Here is a 17,931-nt window from a genome sequence, read left to right on the forward strand (position 1 = left end):
TAAAAGGAGAGCACATCTAGTGTTCTCCTTTTATTATGGAATTTCATAGGGGGAAGCGGGATGAGTGAAACGCTACTCGTTATTATTAGTATATTACTATTTTTAATGTTGCTTTTAATCGTCTTTTTTATCATTACATTTTTTATAAAAAAACGAACACACCATTCTATTTTAAAATTACATCCGTACTTAGGAAGAATGCGCTACTTACTGGAAAAGATAGGGCCTGAATTTCGACAATATTGGTTTGATCATGATACGGATGGAAAGCCTTTCTCACGTTATGATTTTCAAAGTGTTATGTTTTTAGCGAAATATCGCTCTGAAATACTTGGTTTTGGATCAAAACGAGATTTTGAAGCTTCTGGATATTATATTGCTAATACATTATTTCCGATATTAACTGAGGAATTAAGTGTGAATCTCACGCAAGAGCGGGAAGGTAAAAAGTACGTGATTCATAAAGAAGGGTTATTTTCAAGAAGAGAAAAATTGACAGCGGATACAACGAATCTTTGGCTGTACGAAGAAGATGATGCAATTATAGTCGGTGAGAACCGTAAATATCCGTGGAAGCTACATGGCATGTTTGGTGCATCTGCGACTTCTTACGGTGCGATTGGAGAAAATTATATTTTAGCGAGTGGTTTTGGAGCAAAAATGGCAGGCGGATCGTGGATTAATACGGGTGAAGGTGGCGTTATTCCAGAACATTTACATACAGGAGCGAATATCGTTGCGCAAATTGGTCCAGGGTTATTTGGATACCGTGATGAAGACGGTAATTTTTCAATGGGAAAATTCATGGAGAAAGCGAAAGAAAGTAATATTAGAGCATTCGAATTGAAATTTGGGCAAGGTGCTAAAATACGTGGTGGTCATTTAGAGGGGCAAAAAGTAAATGAGAAAATTGCTTCTGTTCGCAACGTCCGAAAGGGAGAGACGATTAATTCACCGAATCGATTTTCATTTTTAAAGAATGCAGCGGATACACTTTGTTTTATTCAACAGTTGCAAGAAAACAGCGGTAAACCAGTTGGAATGAAAATTGTAATTGGTCAGCAGGAGCCTTTGGAAGATTTAATAAAAACAATGAAAGAACTAAACATTTACCCAGATTTTATTACAATCGACGGTTCAGAAGGCGGGTCAGGGGCAACGTATAAATCGATGGCAGATTATATGGGACTGCCGCTTATTCCAGCATTACTTACATTTATTGATACAGCAAACCATTATGGTGTTCGTAACAAGTTTAAAGTATTTGCATCGGGTAAATTAATCACACCAGATAAAGTGGCGATTGCTTTAGCGATTGGGGCGGATGCTGTAAGTTCAGCCCGCGGATTTATGATGGCAAGCGGCTGTATTATGGCCCTTCAATGTAATTCTGGCCAATGTCCATCTGGTGTAGCCACGACGAATCCGCATTATCAAAAAGCGTTAGATCCGTATGAGAAGAAGTGGCGAGTCATGAATTATATTATTAGTATGAGATATAGTTTATTTTCATTAGCGGCAGCGGCGGGAGTGAAGAGCCCGCGCCATTTAACTAGAGAGCATATTGTTTTTAAAGACGAGGTGGGGAGAGTAGTTCCTCTTTCGGAATTGTTTCCTATAGTAAATCAAACCTAAAAGTATATTTGATATGTAAGATTTTTTTAAGGAATAATCATATTTTTGGAAAAATTAGGAGTATAATAGGGAAGTATTTTTAAAAATGACTATTTTTAGGGAGAGATTCACTTGCAGCAAGGTTCGTACAGTATTACAATTTTTTTACTCGTCATAGGGCTCGTTATATTTAGACGCATGCGCTCTATGAATCGACCAATTAATAATAAAGGAAGACGACTACTATTGCCATTATTCTTCTTATTACCAGGTTTTTCTTTATACGCAGCACCGATACAACTTGCTGGTTGGCAAATTGGTATAGCTGCTGGGATCGGACTGTTATTGTCAATTCCACTTATTATTTTAAGTGGGTATGAAGTCAGAGAAGATGGTCAAATTTATGCAAAAAAAAGTATCGCTTTTATTGCTACATTTTTAGTTATCGTTCTTTTACGTGCTTATTTTAGAAGACATTTACAAGGTCTAGATCCAAAGTCAATCGGCATTCTTTTCTACACTCTTGCGGTTTGTTATATAGTACCTTGGCGTATTGGATGCTATATGAAATTTCGTAAAGTATATGTAGAGAAAGCAAAATTTGAGACGTCAATAAGCTAAAAGTCATACATTTGTATGGCTTTTAGTTTTTAAAATTTATCGGGTAAAGGAATGAAAATAAGGTGTGAAAAAACACCCTTTAATTTTCAGAATATTATTACTTTAATCTCTTGAAAAATCATTGTAATCCACTGGGATAAAGGCGTTTATAAAGGTTTTCACATGTAATGAAAAGTGCTCGTTCACTTGAAAGAACAAAAAATGTTTGTTAAGGTAGGGAACCATAAGCGAAAACAAGAAAATAGAAAAAGTCATTTTTCGAAATTTTGAATGGCTTATGGACTAAGGGAGAGATTTGGTGAAGATTGAAATTATGGTTTCGCTTGCTATTTATATGGCAGGTATGTTGTATATCGGATATTGGTCTTATAAGAAGACATCCGATTTATCAGATTATATGTTAGGCGGGAGGGGACTCGGCCCAGCAGTTACAGCTTTATCAGCTGGTGCTTCTGACATGAGTGGTTGGATGCTAATGGGATTACCTGGTGCGATGTATGCAACAGGATTATCAAGTGTATGGATTGCGATAGGTTTATTAATAGGTGCGTATGCAAACTATTTAATCATTGCCCCGCGTTTACGAACGTATACAGAAGTGGCAAATGATTCAATTACGATTCCAGACTTTTTAGAGAATCGGTTTAAAGATCGTACGAAAATACTTCGTTTTGTCTCCGCTATCGTCATTTTAGTATTTTTCACATTTTATGCATCGGCTGGTTTAGTTTCAGGTGGACGTTTGTTTGAAAATTCTTTTAACCTTGATTATAAAATTGGTTTATTTGTAACAGTAGGTGTCGTTGTTGCGTATACACTATTTGGTGGCTTTCTAGCCGTAAGTTGGACGGACTTTGTGCAAGGTTGTATTATGTTTATTGCGCTTGTACTAGTGCCAATTGTTGCTTTTACGGATGTCGGTGGTGTAACAGAAACATTTAATACGATTAAGCAAGTCGATGCATCGCATTTAGATATGTTTAAAGGGACCACAATACTTGGTATTATTTCATTTTTAGCATGGGGCCTTGGATATTTTGGTCAACCACATATTATTGTCCGCTTTATGGCAATTACCTCTATTAAAGATTTAAAAACTTCTCGTAGAATCGGTATCGGTTGGATGACGATCTCAATTATAGGTGCAATGCTTACTGGTCTAATTGGTATCGCCTATTATGCTAAAAATAATGCGACATTACAAGACCCAGAAATGGTCTTTGTAACATTCTCAAATATTTTATTCCATCCGTATATTACAGGATTTTTATTATCAGCTATTTTGGCTTCGATTATGAGTAGTATTTCCTCACAATTACTTGTTATTTCAAGTGCAGTAACGGAAGATTTCTATAAAACATTTTTCCGTCGTAACGCAAGTGATAAAGAACTTGTATTTATCGGTAGGCTGTCAGTATTAGTTGTAGCGATGATTGCAGTTGTTTTAGCGTATCATCCGAGTGATACAATTTTAACGCTTGTTGGATATGCTTGGGCAGGATTTGGATCAGCATTTGGACCAGCAATTTTATTAAGTTTATATTGGAAGAGAACGAACAAATGGGGCGTTCTTGCTGGGATGATTGTCGGTGCATTAGTTGTTATCACTTGGGTACAAATTCCAAGTTTAAAAGCGACTATGTATGAAATGGTACCGGGATTCTTCTGTAGTTTATTAACTGTTATCGTTGTAAGTTTATTAACGAAAGAACCCGTTAAGGCAGTTCATCGTGAATTTAATGAGATGGAAGCAGTACTGGAAGAAGAAAAGAAATGATTTGCAAAAAGAGTAAACGGTGAATAGCGTTTACTCATTTTACATGTAAAATGAAAGTAAGGACTTATTGACAATAAAAAATAAGTAACTTATAATAAATCTTAAGTTCGAGATAATTCGATAGGTTAGACGCCGATACGTAATTTTGTGATTAATATCTCGAATTCGAGATAAAATTATAATGACGGATTTTACTTTGTAGCATGGACAAAATGAATAATGAATTTAAATGTAAAAGAATTTTTATAATGAAATAAAAAAGGAGTGGAAGAAATGGAAAAGAAAACAACGGGAATCCATCATATTACAGCGATTGTAGGGCATCCACAAGAAAATGTAGACTTTTATGCTGGTGTATTGGGGTTACGTTTAGTGAAACAAACAGTGAATTTTGATGATCCAGGTACGTACCATCTTTATTTTGGAAATGAAGGAGGAAAGCCTGGAACAATTATTACGTTTTTCCCATGGGCAGGTGCTCGTCAAGGTATTATTGGAGATGGTCAAGTAGGAATTACATCTTACGTTGTACCAAAAGGTGCAATGGAGTTTTGGGAAAATAGATTAGAAAAATTCGATGTTTCGTATACAAAAATGACTCGTTTTGGAGAGCAGTATTTAGAATTTGATGATCCGCATGGTTTGCATATAGAATTAGTTGAAAGAGAAAAAGGCGAATTAAATAATTGGAGTTTTGGAGAAGTTACACCAGAAGTAGCAATTAAAGGGTTTGGAGGTGCTGTTCTTTTATCTACACAGCCTCAAAAAACTGCTGAATTGTTAGAACATATTATGGGTCTTGAGAAAATTGGAGAAGAGGGTGAATTTGTTCGATTCCGTTCTTCTGCTGACATTGGAAATATTATTGATTTGAAATTATCAACAATCGGTCGTGGCCAAATGGGCGTTGGCACAGTTCATCATATTGCCTGGAGAGCGAGTGACGATGCTGATCAGCTAGACTGGAAAGAGCATGTGTCGCGTTTTGGATATCACGTAACTCCTGTACAAGATCGAAATTATTTTAATGCGATTTATTTTAGAGAACATGGTGAAATCTTATTTGAAATTGCAACAGATCCTCCTGGTTTCGCTCATGATGAATCGTTAGAGACGATGGGTGAGGAATTAAAGTTACCGGAACAATATGAACAACATAGAAAACAGATTGAACAAACGCTTTTACCATTTGAAGTGAGAAATTTAGATTAAAGTGATTGAAGGGGGAAAAGGATTATGATGAAACATGTTTTTCAAAAAGGAAAAGATACGTCAAAACCAGTGTTGTTATTACTTCATGGCACAGGTGGTAATGAATTAGATTTACTACCACTTGCAGAAATAGTTGATCCGGAAGCGTCGGTATTAAGCGTTAGGGGAAATGTGTTAGAGAATGGGATGCCGCGTTTCTTCCGCCGATTAGCAGAGGGCATTTTTGATGAAGAGGATTTAATTTTCCGTACGAAGGAATTAAATGAATTTTTAGATGAAGCGGCTAAAGAATATAAATTCGATAGAAATAACATTGTAGCTATCGGTTATTCGAATGGGGCAAATATCGCAGCAAGCTTATTATTCCATTATGAGAATGCATTAAAAGGTGCTGTGCTTCATCACCCAATGGTGCCTAGAAGAGGAATGCAATTAGCAAATTTAGCAGGGAAATCTGTGTTTATTGCTGCTGGGACAAATGACCCAATTTGTTCATCAGCAGAGTCAGAGGAATTGAAGGTACTATTAGAAAATGCAAATGCGAATGTAACAATGCATTGGGAAAATCGAGGGCATCAATTAACGATGGGTGAAGTAGAAAAAGCAAAAGAGTGGTATGACAAAGCATTTTAAAAAAGAAGCATCTGCTAACGATTAGCAGATGCTTCTTTTTTATTTAAGACTGAATTGCAAGGTGAGATGAAGAAAGTGGTAGCTCAATATCAACAATTGTACCTTTATTTAATTCGCTTGAAATGTGTAATTTACCATGATGTTCTTCAATTATTTTGTAACACATCATTAATCCTAGTCCTGTGCCTTTTTCTTTTAAACTATAAAAAGGTTCGCCTAGACGGGAGATACGATCTTCTGGAATGCCACAACCTTCATCGATAATTCGTATTAAGATGAAATTATTCTCTAATGGTTTTGTTTGGATGAAAATATTTCCGCCATTTGGCATTGCTTCTATCGCATTTTTTAATATGTTTATAAAAACTTGTTTTAATTGGTTACCGTCACATTGAATATCATATACGTAATCAAAATGATCCATGATGATATGAACGCTATGCATAATTGCAGTCGGTAAAATAAATGTAACTACCTCTTCAATTAAAGTTTGTATGTTACAAGTTTGGATAGATAATACTTGTGGCTTAGACATCGCCATAAATTGACTCGTGATGGATTCCATTTGTGAAATCTCACTTAACATAACATCGATATACCATTTTTGCTCCTCATTTATTTCAGGGAGGAGCAACGTTAGAAAACCTTTTAGAGAAGTGAGTGGATTTCGAATTTCATGGGCAATTCCAGCTGTCAGTTGTCCGACTACTGCGAGCTTCTCTGATTTTCGTAGTAACTTTTCAGTTTCTTTTAGCTCAGTAACATCTCTCCCCATCACGATAAGACCTTTGCGAGAACCGTCAGGATGATAAAGCGGGACTTTTGATATACTTAAGATTAGATCGAAATCATCTCTATGTATAATAAATTCCTCGCCATGAAGAATTTGTCTTTGTTGCCATGCTAGTTCATCGATTTCTTCACAATGTAAAAAAGCTTCTCGGTATGCTTCATTATATTGAATGAGTTCGCTATCTTTTTTCCCGTGGTAAGGTACATGATGGAAATTGAAGCAAGAAAGTGCGTAGTCATTTGCCTCAAGCCAGCGCCCTTCATGATCTTTAAATATAACAAACGCAGGCATGGAGTTTACTAATGTACGTAATCTCTTCTCACTTTCTTTTAGCATATTCTCAATTCTTTCTGATTTTTCAAGCGGCTTCATAATAGCATATACGCCAGTAAGACGATTTTGAACAAAAATAGGAACTAGTTTTGTCACAACATCTAATAAGAATCCATTTTTATGATAAATAGATAAGATATACTCTTGTTGATTATCCGCTTCAGTATTCTTTATATTTTGTAATACTTGCTCAGAAATATGGGCTTCTAAAATAGAGGTAATATTTTTCTGTTCTAATTCTAAAGAAGTGTAACCTAATATTCTTTCGGCAGAAGGATTTATATGTAGAATAACTCCTTCTAAATTTAATGAAATAATACTATCAGGATTGTGTTCGAACAGAGATGCGTACATTTCTGTTAATGAACGATCTTGTATATGGTTTCGCAAACGTCTAGAAATGTTCGGATGACGTTTTTTTTGAGTTGGTGAATATTTTTTACGACTCATAATAGTTCCTCCGTACAAATAGCATCTAAAAAGATTTGTCTATTCATAACTATAATATAGATGTAATGTGTATTTCTATAAAAAATGGAAGTTATAGAATAAATTTTGTTTTTTTATTTTTTGTAAGGTGAGTGCAGGATGGTAATAAGGGGAGCTTATATTGTTTTATAAACCTTTTGTAAGTTACAGACGGCTGTTTTCCGTATAACATTAGGGTAGAGGAGGGGGAGAGAAAATGAAAAATTATATTCAAGGGATTGATCACGTGCAAGTAGCTGCACCTGTAGGGTGTGAAGAAGAGGCGCGTGATTTTTATGGGAATACGATTGGTATGGAAGAAATTCCAAAGCCAGAAGAGTTGAAAAAACGAGGTGGATGTTGGTTTAAATGCGGAAATCAAGAAATCCATATTGGTGTCGAGCGGAACTTTATACCAGCTAAAAAGGCTCATCCAGCTTTTTATGTGAATGAAATTAATGAATTTAAGCAAACACTTATAGAGCAAGGTGTTAAAGTGATTGATGATTATGTACGGCCAGATGTAATTCGATTTTACGTGTCAGATCCATTTGGAAACCGAATTGAATTTATGCAAAATAAAGACTAGGTGGATTCCCACCTAGTCTTTAACTTCTTCTGAAAAGTCCTAACACTTCTACAGTTTCTGTAATATTAACGAAAGCATTCGGGTCAATTTCAGAAATTGTTAGTTTCATACTTGCTAATTCTTCACGAGAAACGACGGTCATAAGTACACGCTTTTTCTCGCTTGAATAAGCACCTTCGCCATCAAGTAACGTTATTCCACGTACAACAGTTGAAAGAAGTTGTTTTTTCATTTTTTCTGCTTCATTTGTTACAATCATAAGTGTAACTTTACGATGTTTTGTATGAACAGCATCAATTACTTTACCAGTTACATAAATTGAAAGTAAGCTTGTAAGTGCAACATCCCAGGTGAAGAAGAATCCTGCGATTATTACAACGACTGCATTTAAAATAATAAGGAATCCGCCAAGTTTAATGTCTCGCTTGCGGGATAAAAGCATACCGATAATATCAAATCCACCAGTGGATCCATTACAGTTAAAAACAAGACCAATACCAGCTCCGGCGATTACACCTCCGAAGATAGAAGATAACAATGGATCTGTTGCTACGACTTTTACTGGAACGTAGTATAATGCAACAGATAATACAACTACAGAGACAACTGTGTTAAAAATTACTTTTTTTCCAAGGCCTATGTACCCTAAAATAAGGATAGGTAAGTTTAATACAAAGTTAATAATGCCTGTGTTTACAGGGGTTACAATCCCTAAAATAATAGCAATTCCGCCAATTCCACTACTTAAAATTTTGTGGGGGATAAGGAAAAGATTAAAGGCAACCGCAATAATAATAGAACCGATAATAACACCAAGGAATCTGACCATTTCTTTCCCGTCCTTCACTGAAAAATTCATATTATTTCAAGATTATATATGATATTGAAAGTTTTGGGTAAAAACAGTTTATTTTGGTAAATTAGATTAATCGAAAGAATTTGAGTATTTTATCATTTGAAAGGGGATACAGTTGTGAAGATAAAAACATATCAACAGAAAAGCCCGTTGAAGCAAGAATGTGAGGATTCTTATTTTTGTAATAAAGATAAAAAGATTTATGGTGTATGTGACGGTGCAACACCACTTGTCCCGTTTCGTGATGAAAAGGGACATAATGGAGCATACATCGCTTCGCATTTATTTGCAAGTTATTTTACTGCATTACGAGAGAATCATAGTTTACAATTTGCAGTTGCCAGAGCAAATGAAGCATTGCAAAGCAAAATGTTAGAATATGAAGTAGACACGAGAAAAAAAGAGCATTTGTGGTGCACATGTATCGCGGCAGTCCAAATAGTTGGTGAGAAAATTGAATATGCGCAGCTTGGGGACTGTATGATTGTCGCAACTTTTCAAAATGGAACGATGCAAGTATTAACGAAAGACACAGTTGAAGGAATTAGTAAAAGAGCAAAAAAGAAGAGGGAAGAAGATCGTAAAAAAGGGTTATCTGTACCAGAAGAATATGTTTTTCAAGATGTTCGAGAACAGTTAAAATACAATCGTTATCTTGCAAATATGCCAAATGGTTATTCAGTTGCAAATGGAATGAAAGAAGCGATACATTATTTACAACATGGTGAATTACATACAGATGAAGTGAGTGGGATTTTTATTTGTTCAGACGGGTTATTTCACCCAGATTGGTCATTAGAACAAACTGTTGCATATATAAGAAAGAATAGTATAAACGAATATATAGCAATTATTGAAGAGCTAGAAGCGGAAAAGAGAATAAGGCCAGATGATAAAACGATTATTATGATTGATTTTTAAGAGGAGGCAGTTCAAATGGAAATTAAACGTGTCAATCTAACATTTCAAGATGAATTAGTTCCTTTAGAAAAAGTAAACAAACTGATTATTCACCATACAGCTGAAGATGGATGGGACGTGTATAAAACGCATGAATTTCATCAAACTGTAAGGGGGTGGAGCGGAATTGGTTACAACTATTTTATCGAAAAGGATGGAACTGTAGTGGAAGGACGAGGTTTACATATTGGAGCGCACGCGAAAGACCATAACCGCCATACAATTGGAATATGTATGACGGGAAATTTCGATAAATACGATCCAACTCCTGCACAAGTGAATGCATTATATTCTTTATGTAAACTGTTTATGAAGCAATTTGCTATAAAGAAAGAAAATATACTAGGTCATAGGGAGTTAGAAGGAGTTACAAAAAGCTGTCCTGGTAATTGTTTTTCTATGGTAGAGTTAAGGAAGATATTATCTTAAATATAGAGGAGTAACAACGATGATGAATATAAAAATACCAAATGATAAAAAAGAAGAGCTTGTAGCGCAAATTCAGCAATTTTTCATGGAAGAAGATCTAGATGAAATTGGACGTTTCCAAGCAGAGCGTTTAATAGAAGAAATGATTAAATTAGTTGGACCATTTGCATACAATCAAGCAATTGGAGATGCAAGAAAGCTTGTAAGTGAGAAATTAACGAATATGGAAGAAGATTTATACGTGTTAGAGAAGAATGAAGCGAAATAAAAAAAGAGCCGATGGGCTCTTTTTTATTTTTCTTTCTTATGTTCCTTATATTCATGTACTTTTTCTTTCACATTACCAACTGTATCTTTAGCAGTGCCTTTCACCTTATCCCATTTTCCTTCAGCTTGTAATTTCTTATTGTCAGTTACTTTCCCAACAACTTCTTTTACTTCACCTTTTACCTTATCAATGGCACCTTCTACTTTTTCTTTTAAACCATGATCATGTTTAGTCATACATTTCTCCTCCTTGTAGTTTGATTAGAATTCTCTTTTCATATTGCAAGTTGAATGATGTATCTAGTAATATCGTAACAAATCTAGTTTGAATATTCAAATGATTAATAGGATAGAAAAGGATTTGTCATAAAATGTTTAAAAATGTAACGGAAGGAGAAATAAAGTAAATTATATGTCTTTTGCGGTCCATATTGATTTTGTATAAGCAATTTTCATGTGGGCACGTTCCATGTTATTTTGACTGCCGCTACCGAACCTTGCTTGTCCAACTATTAAAGTACAATTGGATTCAATAGCTGTCTTAATTCGTTTTTGAATTAATGCAGTGTGACAGCCTTTACGCTGAAATTCTGGTAAAGTAGCAGAAGCAGCTAATGATGCGACACCTTTATTTATATACAGGACACCAATACCAGCAGGGATATTTTGAACTTCAGCTATGAAAAAATGCCATCCTGGTTCATTGTAAAGAATTTCATTATTTTGGCGTACGCTATCTTTTGTAAAGGATGGCATATTAAATCCACGTACATATATGTCTGCAAAAATATCAAATTCATTTTCTTTCAGTTTTCGTAATGTAATATTAGAAGGAAGAAGTGATGAACTCTCTCTCGGTATAATATACAAAGCAGTATGGAAGCTAGATTGGTAAAAACCTTTTTGAGATAAGTATTGAAATAGTTCAGTTGTGCCTTGCGCTGGTGTAATTTCAAAACGGCAAGGAATTTGTAGTGATTCATAATAAGAAATAATTGCATCAATCGCATCTGCATTTGTAATACCTTTTACCGTATTAAAAGCAGGACCGGCAATTATTTTTGATGAAAAGGCAGTGGCACTACCGAAATTTTTCATTTGCACTTGCATTGGGTTTCCGCTTATTGTTTGTAGTCTCTCTAATCTAGAAGAGAGCATATCAATTTCTGCATTTTCAATTTCTGTTGCTATATCGAGTGTCATAACAGTAGTCATAAAATTCCTCCGTTAATAAATATATTTCATAGTACATATACGATTTTTGTTTTGAGATTCCTGTTGAAATGTGAGAGAATAAGAGGTTTTTTGGAAGGGAAATGGAAGTGAGCTGTCGAAGGGAGTGGAAACAGATTAAAGGTGGTGCTCTCATGAAACAAAAAACCGTGCAGACATGCTCTAATTGTGGTTCTCAAAACATAGGAGAAGGTGAGTTTGTCGGATATGCACAAATACGGAAAAAGGAAACGATGTTCACATCTTCACCGGTGGATGCTTATATTTGTACAGATTGCGGGAATATCCTTCTATTAAAAGTACGACATTATGAAAAGTTTAAGCAGAAGCCGTTATGATCATTGAGAAATGGTCATATCCAACGTTGTATACGAAACGACTTATGTTAAGGAAAATGAATATGAGTGATAGTTTACATATATATGAGTATGCTACAGATAAAGAGATGACAACTTTTACTGTATGGGATGCCCATCGATCGTTATGTGACACATATAACTATGTAGAAGAAATTGTGGGGCAATATAATGAAGGGCAAGTAGCACCTCTTGGAATTGTATTAAAAGAGGAGAAAAAACTTATAGGTACGTGTGGATTTATAAAATATGATTTGGTCACACATACAGCAGAAATTGCATACGCCTTATCTCGAAAATATTGGGGAAGAGGATTAGCCACGGAGGCTGCATTAGCTTTTTTCTACTATGGTTTTCATGAGTTGCATCTTAATAGTATTGAAGCGGGATGTGATTCAGAAAATGAAGCATCTGAAAAATTAATGAAACGTTTGAATATGGAGTACAAATATACAATTCAGAAGGATATGTTTATTAAAGGTAAGAATCGCGATACAAAAAGATATTGTATATCTAGAGAAGGATATGTGAATCAATGAAATATCTTACATTGAAAACTCCTTTAAATGAATCAAGGAGTTTTTTTATTTTGATAACAACAAATCGGAGTTTATCTTTTTGTTCGTGTGTTAGGAGTATGGGAGATATATCGAATTTTAGTAGAAAATAAGGAATACAGTAATCGTTTTATTTTTAAACTGAAAACGAAAGTAAGAAAAAAGATAGATAGTTTATCGTTCTGAATTATTTCCAAAGAAATAATTCAGAAAATACAGAAAAATATCGTAATCATTTGCGGAAGTCTGTTATAATAAACGAAAAAATGAAAACGTTTTAAAGGGGGACATAACCAATATGATGATGAATGTACCGCTAACAATTAGTTCTATGATGGAAAGAGCAGAGAAACTGTTTTCGAAGAAAGAAATTGTTTCACGGACGCATGATACAGTTACAACGTTAACGTATAAGCAGTTAGGGGAAAGGACGAGAAGACTCTCCAGTGCGTTGAAAAAGCTTGGAATTAAAGAAGGTGAACGTGTAGGAACATTAGCGTGGAACCATCATCGGCATGTGGAAGCGTATTTTGCTATTCCAGGTATTGCTTCTGTTTTGCACACAATTAACATTCGTTTATCTCCTCAACATATTTCATATATTATTCAGCACGCAGAAGACCGAATTCTACTTATAGATGAAGATCTCGTACCGCTTGTTGAAAATATTCAATCACAATTATCAACTGTACAAGCTTACATTATTCTGACGGATAAAGATGAACTCCCAAATACGACGCTGAAGCCTGTATATCATTATGAAAAGCTATTAGAAGAAAGCGATCCAAATTTCCAATTTGTAAAAGATATTGATGAAAATACACCAGCTGGTATGTGTTATACGTCAGCGACTACAGGAAATCCGAAAGGTGTTGTATATACGCATCGTAGTACTGTATTACACTGTATGGCACTCGGTTTAGCGGATACAGCTGCTTTATCGGAAAGTGATGCTGCAATGGCGATTGTACCGATGTTCCATGTGAACGCTTGGGGACTTCCTTTCGCTGCTACTTGGTTTGGGTCAAAACAAGTTCTTCCAGGACCGATGTTTACTCCGAAAATTTTATTAGAGATGATTCAATCAGAAAAAGTGACGTTAGCTGCGGGTGTGCCGACAATTTGGCTCGGCGTATTACAAGAGTTAGAAAATAATAGTTACGATTTATCTAGTATGACGAGAATACTATGCGGAGGTGCAGCTGCGCCGAAAAGTGTTATTAAAGCATTTGAACAGAAACATAATGTTCCGTTCATACATGCATATGGTATGACTGAAACGAGTCCACTCGTAACACTTGCGCGTTTAAAAAGTTATGAAACGGAAGTATCGTATGAAGAGCAACTAGAAATTCGCTCTAAACAAGGATATCTTGTACCTGGTGTCGAGATGAAAGTAGTCGGTACAAATGGTGACGTGAAGTGGGATGGTACTGAGATGGGAGAATTATGTTTACGAGCACCTTGGATCGCTGAAAGCTATTATAACGATGATCGTACTGTCGAAGGTTTTCGCGATGGATGGTTATATACTGGTGATGTTGTCACAGTGGATGAGGAAGGTTGCGTGAAAATTGTTGACCGTACGAAGGATGTTATTAAAAGCGGGGGAGAATGGATTTCTTCGGTCGATCTTGAAAATGCTTTAATGGCACATGATGCTATATTTGAAGCGGCTGTCGTTGCAGTTCCTCACCCTCAGTGGCAAGAGCGACCAATTGCCTGCGTTGTTCAAAAGAAAAATAGTACGGTTACAAAAGAAGAAATATATGAGTTTTTAAAACCACAGTTTGCGAAGTGGTGGTTGCCAGACGATATTGTCTTTATGGAAGAAATACCGAAAACATCTGTTGGGAAGTTTTTAAAACAGGCGCTTCGGAAAGAACTGGAGCATTTGCATAGAGAGAAATAAGTGAACTTCTATTTGTAAACTCTAATACATTAACGGTTGACAAAAGAGGGGTGGAAAGATAATATGATTTTTGTGATATGTTATCTAAAAACAATTTTAAGTTTACAAATAGGAGAAGCAAATATGAATACAAAAAATTTAGTTTTCGTCGCTTTATTTAGTTCTATTATGGGAGTGTTAGGGTTAATACCTCCGATTGCTCTTTCTATTACACCAGTTCCAATTACATTGCAATCACTCGGTGTTATGCTTGCGGGTGGGTTGTTAGGATCACGTCTAGGTGCGTTAAGTCAGCTTATTTTCTTACTTATTGTAGGAGTTGGAGCACCATTGCTTGCTGGTGGACGTGGTGGCCTTGGTGTATTTGTTGGACCAAGTGCAGGATATTTACTTGGTTACATCATTGGGGCGTTTGTTATTGGTTATTTAATTGAGCGTTTACGTGAAGTTTCTATTATAAAAGTATTATGTATTAATATAATTGGTGGTATTTTCGTAGTTTATGTATTTGGTATTACTGTACAAGCGTTCTTAATGGATGTTTCTGTATGGGAGATAATGAAAGTGAGTGCTGTGTTTTTACCAGGGGATTGTATAAAAGCAATTATTGCGGCAGTTCTCGTAACAAAATTACATCGTTCATTGAAACATATTATTACGCCCGCTTTAAAGAATGGAAAATATACAAATGCGGGATGATAAAGGGAAGAAACACGTTAATTGCGTGTTTCTTTTTATTATTATTGTAAAGAAAGGACGTCTCATATGGGGATTACAAAAGAATATAAAAAGCATGCCTCTTTACAACCAAATAAAATAGCGATAAAGGAAAATGATAGAGTTTTAACATATAAAGAGTGGTTTGAATCAGTTTGTAAAGTAGCAAGCTGGTTAAATGAAAAAAAATCGAAGAATAAAACGATAGCAATCCTATTAGAAAATCGTATAGAGTTTTTACAACTATTTTCTGGTGCCGCTATGGCCGGGTGGATTTGTGTTCCGTTAGATATAAAGTGGAAACAAGATGAGCTCAGAGAAAGAATTGAAATTAGTAATCCGGATATGATTGTGACAGAACGATATAAGGTGAATGATCTATTGGATGAAGAAGGAAGAGTAATTGAAATTGATGAGTGGAAAAGAATGATAGAGAAATATCTTCCTACATATTCCACTGTAGAAAGTGTACAACATGCTCCTTTTTATATGGGATTTACATCAGGATCAACAGGAACAGCAAAAGCATTTTTACGTGCACAGCAATCGTGGGTTCATAGTTTTGATTGTAATGTACATGACTTTCATATGAAAAGGGAGGATTCAATTTTAATAGCTGGGACGCTCGTTCATTCTCTTTTCTTATACGGGGCAATAAGTGCATTATATGTAGGACAAACAGTGCACATTATGAGAAAGTTCATTCCGAATCAAGTATTAGATAAGTTAGAAACTGAAAATATATCGGTTATGTATACAGTTCCGACAATGCTTGAATCTTTATATAAAGAAAATAGATTAATAGAAAATAAAATGAAAATTATTTCATCAGGAGCGAAATGGGAAGCTGAAGCGAAAGAAAAAATAAAGAATATATTTCCTTATGCGAAAAGATATGAATTTTATGGTGCATCAGAGTTAAGTTTTGTAACAGCACTAGTCGATGCAGAAAGCGAAAGAAGGCCAAATTCAGTAGGAAAACCTTGTCATAATGTGCAAGTTCGAATATGTAATGAAGTAGGCGAAGAAGTACAAAAAGGTGAAATAGGAACTGTTTATGTGAAAAGTGATCAGTTTTTTATGGGATACATAATAGATGGGGTTTTAACACGGGAGTTGAATGCAGAAGGCTGGATGACAGTGCGAGATATAGGCTATGAAGATGAAGAAGGCTTCATATATATTGTTGGTAGAGAGAAGAATATGATTTTATTTGGAGGAATCAATATTTATCCAGAAGAAATAGAAAGTGTATTACATGAACACCCAGCTGTTGATGAAATAGTTGTAATTGGTGTGAAAGATAGTTACTGGGGTGAAAAGCCGGTCGCGATCGTAAAAGGAAGTGCTACAAAACAACAATTAAAGAGTTTTTGCTTACAACGATTATCCTCGTTTAAAATACCGAAAGAATGGCATTTTGTAGATGGAATACCTTATACAAATAGTGGGAAAATCGCTCGTATGGAAGCAAAAAGTATGATTGAAAACCGGGAGAAAATATATGAATAGAGCAGTTATTGTAGAGGCGAAAAGAACACCTATTGGTAAGAAGAATGGGATGTTAAAAGAGTATGAAGTTCAGCAATTAACAACGCCGCTTCTTACGTTTTTAAGTAAAGGGATTGAGAGGGAAATAGATGATGTCATATTAGGTAATGTTGTTGGGCCAGGAGGGAATGTTGCGAGACTATCTGCTTTAGAGGCGGGACTTGGCTATCATATTTCTGGTGTAACGATTGATCGGCAATGTGGTGCTGGTTTAGAAGCAATTCGAACTGCGTGTCATCTCATTCAAGGCGGGGCAGGTAAGTGTTATATCGCCGGGGGAGTAGAGAGTACAAGTACGTCACCTTTTCAAAAAAGAGCACGATTTTCACCTGAAACAATTGGTGATCCTGACATGGGAGTAGCGGCTGAATATGTTGCGGAGCGTTATAATATAACGAGAGAAATGCAAGACGAGTATGCTTGTCTTAGTTATAAGCGGACACTGCAAGCGTTAGAAAAAGGATATATACATGATGAAATATTTTCTTTTAATGGATTATTAGATGAATCTATAAAGCCAGAAATGAATTATGAACGAATCATTAAAAGAACAAAGCCCGCATTTTTACAAAATGGAACAGTGACGGCAGGTAATTCATGTGGTGTAAATGATGGGGCATGTGCTGTTCTTGTAATGGAAGAGGGACAAGCCCGAAAGTTAGGGTATAAACCTGTCCTTCGTTTCGTTCGTAGTGCTGTAGTGGGAGTGGATCCTAATCTTCCAGGGACTGGTCCGATATTTGCGGTGAACAAATTATTAAACGAAATGAATGTAAAAGTAGAGGACATCGATTATTTTGAAATAAATGAAGCATTCGCCTCAAAAGTTGTTGCTTGCGCAAAAGAGTTACAAATTCCGTACGAAAAAGTAAATGTAAATGGTGGAGCAATTGCGCTCGGTCATCCGTACGGCGCATCTGGTGCTATGCTTGTAACACGTTTGTTTTATCAGGCACAAAGAGAGTCTATGAAATATGGAATTGCTACATTAGGAATTGGAGGCGGGATAGGGATTGCGCTATTATTTGAGAAAGTAGAAGACTAGCGAGGTAA

Annotated in this window: 19 protein-coding genes and 1 pseudogene; 16 read left to right on the forward strand and 4 right to left on the reverse strand. The window is 35.6% G+C overall.

Translation table 11 applies throughout. From position 1 onward, the window contains the following. Positions 1-60 precede the first annotated feature (60 nt). The 5 genes from DN404_RS22305 to DN404_RS22325 all read left to right on the forward strand — a co-directional run bounded on the left by DN404_RS22305 (position 61) and on the right by DN404_RS22325 (position 5,857). Positions 61-1,635 (forward strand): FMN-binding glutamate synthase family protein, encoded by a 1,575-nt coding sequence (locus tag DN404_RS22305; RefSeq protein WP_006927376.1) that lies wholly within the window; start codon positions 61-63, stop codon positions 1,633-1,635. Positions 1,636-1,746: 111 nt separating this feature from the next. After that, the gene (locus DN404_RS22310) at positions 1,747-2,235 is read left to right on the forward strand and encodes a cytochrome c biogenesis protein CcdC (RefSeq protein ID WP_001183922.1); all 489 of its coding nucleotides are present in this window, start codon (positions 1,747-1,749) and stop codon (positions 2,233-2,235) included. A gap of 298 nt (positions 2,236-2,533) precedes the next feature. Further along, positions 2,534-4,012: a sodium/proline symporter PutP gene (putP, locus tag DN404_RS22315; protein ID WP_000687591.1), complete on the forward strand. Its 1,479-nt coding sequence runs from the start codon at positions 2,534-2,536 to the stop codon at positions 4,010-4,012. 273 nt (positions 4,013-4,285) lie between these two features. Then, a complete protein-coding gene (locus DN404_RS22320) occupies positions 4,286-5,224 on the forward strand; it encodes a ring-cleaving dioxygenase (RefSeq protein ID WP_000412754.1) in 939 nt (312 codons plus the stop codon). A gap of 24 nt (positions 5,225-5,248) precedes the next feature. Then, a complete protein-coding gene (locus DN404_RS22325) occupies positions 5,249-5,857 on the forward strand; it encodes an alpha/beta hydrolase (protein ID WP_000975488.1) in 609 nt (202 codons plus the stop codon). Positions 5,858-5,900: 43 nt separating this feature from the next. On the opposite strand, the gene DN404_RS22330 is transcribed toward DN404_RS22325, so the two are convergent. Continuing rightward, the gene (locus tag DN404_RS22330) at positions 5,901-7,433 is read right to left on the reverse strand and encodes a BA3702 family sensor histidine kinase (RefSeq protein WP_149149872.1); all 1,533 of its coding nucleotides are present in this window, start codon (positions 7,431-7,433) and stop codon (positions 5,901-5,903) included. Between the two features lie 235 nt (positions 7,434-7,668). Here DN404_RS22330 and DN404_RS22340 point away from each other — a divergent pair, with 235 nt between their 5' ends. Beyond that, a complete protein-coding gene (locus tag DN404_RS22340) occupies positions 7,669-8,040 on the forward strand; it encodes a VOC family protein (protein WP_149215477.1) in 372 nt (123 codons plus the stop codon). A 19-nt stretch (positions 8,041-8,059) separates the two neighbouring features. Here the strand turns inward: DN404_RS22340 and DN404_RS22345 are convergent, their stop codons facing one another. Further along, entirely contained in the window at positions 8,060-8,869 is an 810-nt protein-coding gene (locus DN404_RS22345) for a YitT family protein (protein ID WP_000251344.1), read from the reverse strand. Positions 8,870-8,995: 126 nt separating this feature from the next. On the opposite strand from DN404_RS22345, the gene DN404_RS22350 reads away from it, so the two are divergent. The 3 genes from DN404_RS22350 to DN404_RS22360 are packed head-to-tail and all read left to right on the forward strand — an operon-like array spanning position 8,996 to position 10,553. Then, the gene (locus DN404_RS22350) at positions 8,996-9,817 is read left to right on the forward strand and encodes a protein phosphatase 2C domain-containing protein (protein WP_149215478.1); all 822 of its coding nucleotides are present in this window, start codon (positions 8,996-8,998) and stop codon (positions 9,815-9,817) included. A gap of 15 nt (positions 9,818-9,832) precedes the next feature. After that, entirely contained in the window at positions 9,833-10,285 is a 453-nt protein-coding gene (locus DN404_RS22355; protein WP_149215479.1) for a peptidoglycan recognition protein family protein, read from the forward strand. Positions 10,286-10,304: 19 nt separating this feature from the next. Beyond that, entirely contained in the window at positions 10,305-10,553 is a 249-nt protein-coding gene (locus DN404_RS22360; RefSeq protein ID WP_000981065.1) for a DUF2164 domain-containing protein, read from the forward strand. 23 nt (positions 10,554-10,576) lie between these two features. On the opposite strand, the gene DN404_RS22365 is transcribed toward DN404_RS22360, so the two are convergent. Further along, a complete protein-coding gene (locus tag DN404_RS22365; RefSeq protein WP_000160410.1) occupies positions 10,577-10,789 on the reverse strand; it encodes a CsbD family protein in 213 nt (70 codons plus the stop codon). 171 nt (positions 10,790-10,960) lie between these two features. Continuing rightward, entirely contained in the window at positions 10,961-11,767 is an 807-nt protein-coding gene (locus DN404_RS22370; protein WP_149215480.1) for a GNAT family N-acetyltransferase, read from the reverse strand. 152 nt (positions 11,768-11,919) lie between these two features. Between DN404_RS22370 and DN404_RS22375 the strand changes: the two genes are divergently transcribed. The 7 genes and pseudogenes from DN404_RS22375 (at position 11,920) to DN404_RS22405 (ending at position 17,923) form a co-directional block, all read left to right on the forward strand. Beyond that, positions 11,920-12,123, forward strand: coding sequence for a hypothetical protein (locus tag DN404_RS22375; protein WP_000810948.1), 204 nt, complete (start codon positions 11,920-11,922; stop codon positions 12,121-12,123). Further along, complete coding sequence (locus tag DN404_RS22380) at positions 12,120-12,680, forward strand: GNAT family N-acetyltransferase (protein WP_140159392.1); 561 nt, start codon at positions 12,120-12,122, stop codon at positions 12,678-12,680. Before DN404_RS22375 ends, DN404_RS22380 begins: the two co-directional genes overlap by 4 nt. Before the next feature lie 63 nt (positions 12,681-12,743). Next, positions 12,744-12,884: pseudogene (locus DN404_RS22385) on the forward strand (helix-turn-helix domain-containing protein); the annotation flags it as partial. Between the two features lie 112 nt (positions 12,885-12,996). Then, entirely contained in the window at positions 12,997-14,610 is a 1,614-nt protein-coding gene (locus DN404_RS22390; protein ID WP_149215481.1) for a long-chain fatty acid--CoA ligase, read from the forward strand. 123 nt (positions 14,611-14,733) lie between these two features. Next, positions 14,734-15,309: a biotin transporter BioY gene (locus DN404_RS22395; protein WP_001093333.1), complete on the forward strand. Its 576-nt coding sequence runs from the start codon at positions 14,734-14,736 to the stop codon at positions 15,307-15,309. A gap of 66 nt (positions 15,310-15,375) precedes the next feature. Further along, positions 15,376-16,839, forward strand: coding sequence for an acyl-CoA synthetase (locus DN404_RS22400; protein ID WP_149215482.1), 1,464 nt, complete (start codon positions 15,376-15,378; stop codon positions 16,837-16,839). Next, a complete protein-coding gene (locus tag DN404_RS22405; RefSeq protein ID WP_149215483.1) occupies positions 16,832-17,923 on the forward strand; it encodes an acetyl-CoA C-acyltransferase in 1,092 nt (363 codons plus the stop codon). The genes DN404_RS22400 and DN404_RS22405 overlap by 8 nt, the downstream gene beginning before the upstream one ends. Positions 17,924-17,931 lie beyond the last annotated feature (8 nt).

Origin of the sequence: Bacillus sp. TE8-1 (genome assembly GCF_008368855.1) — a bacterium.
In the GTDB taxonomy this organism is placed as follows: Bacteria; Bacillota; Bacilli; order Bacillales; family Bacillaceae_G; genus Bacillus_A; species Bacillus_A cereus.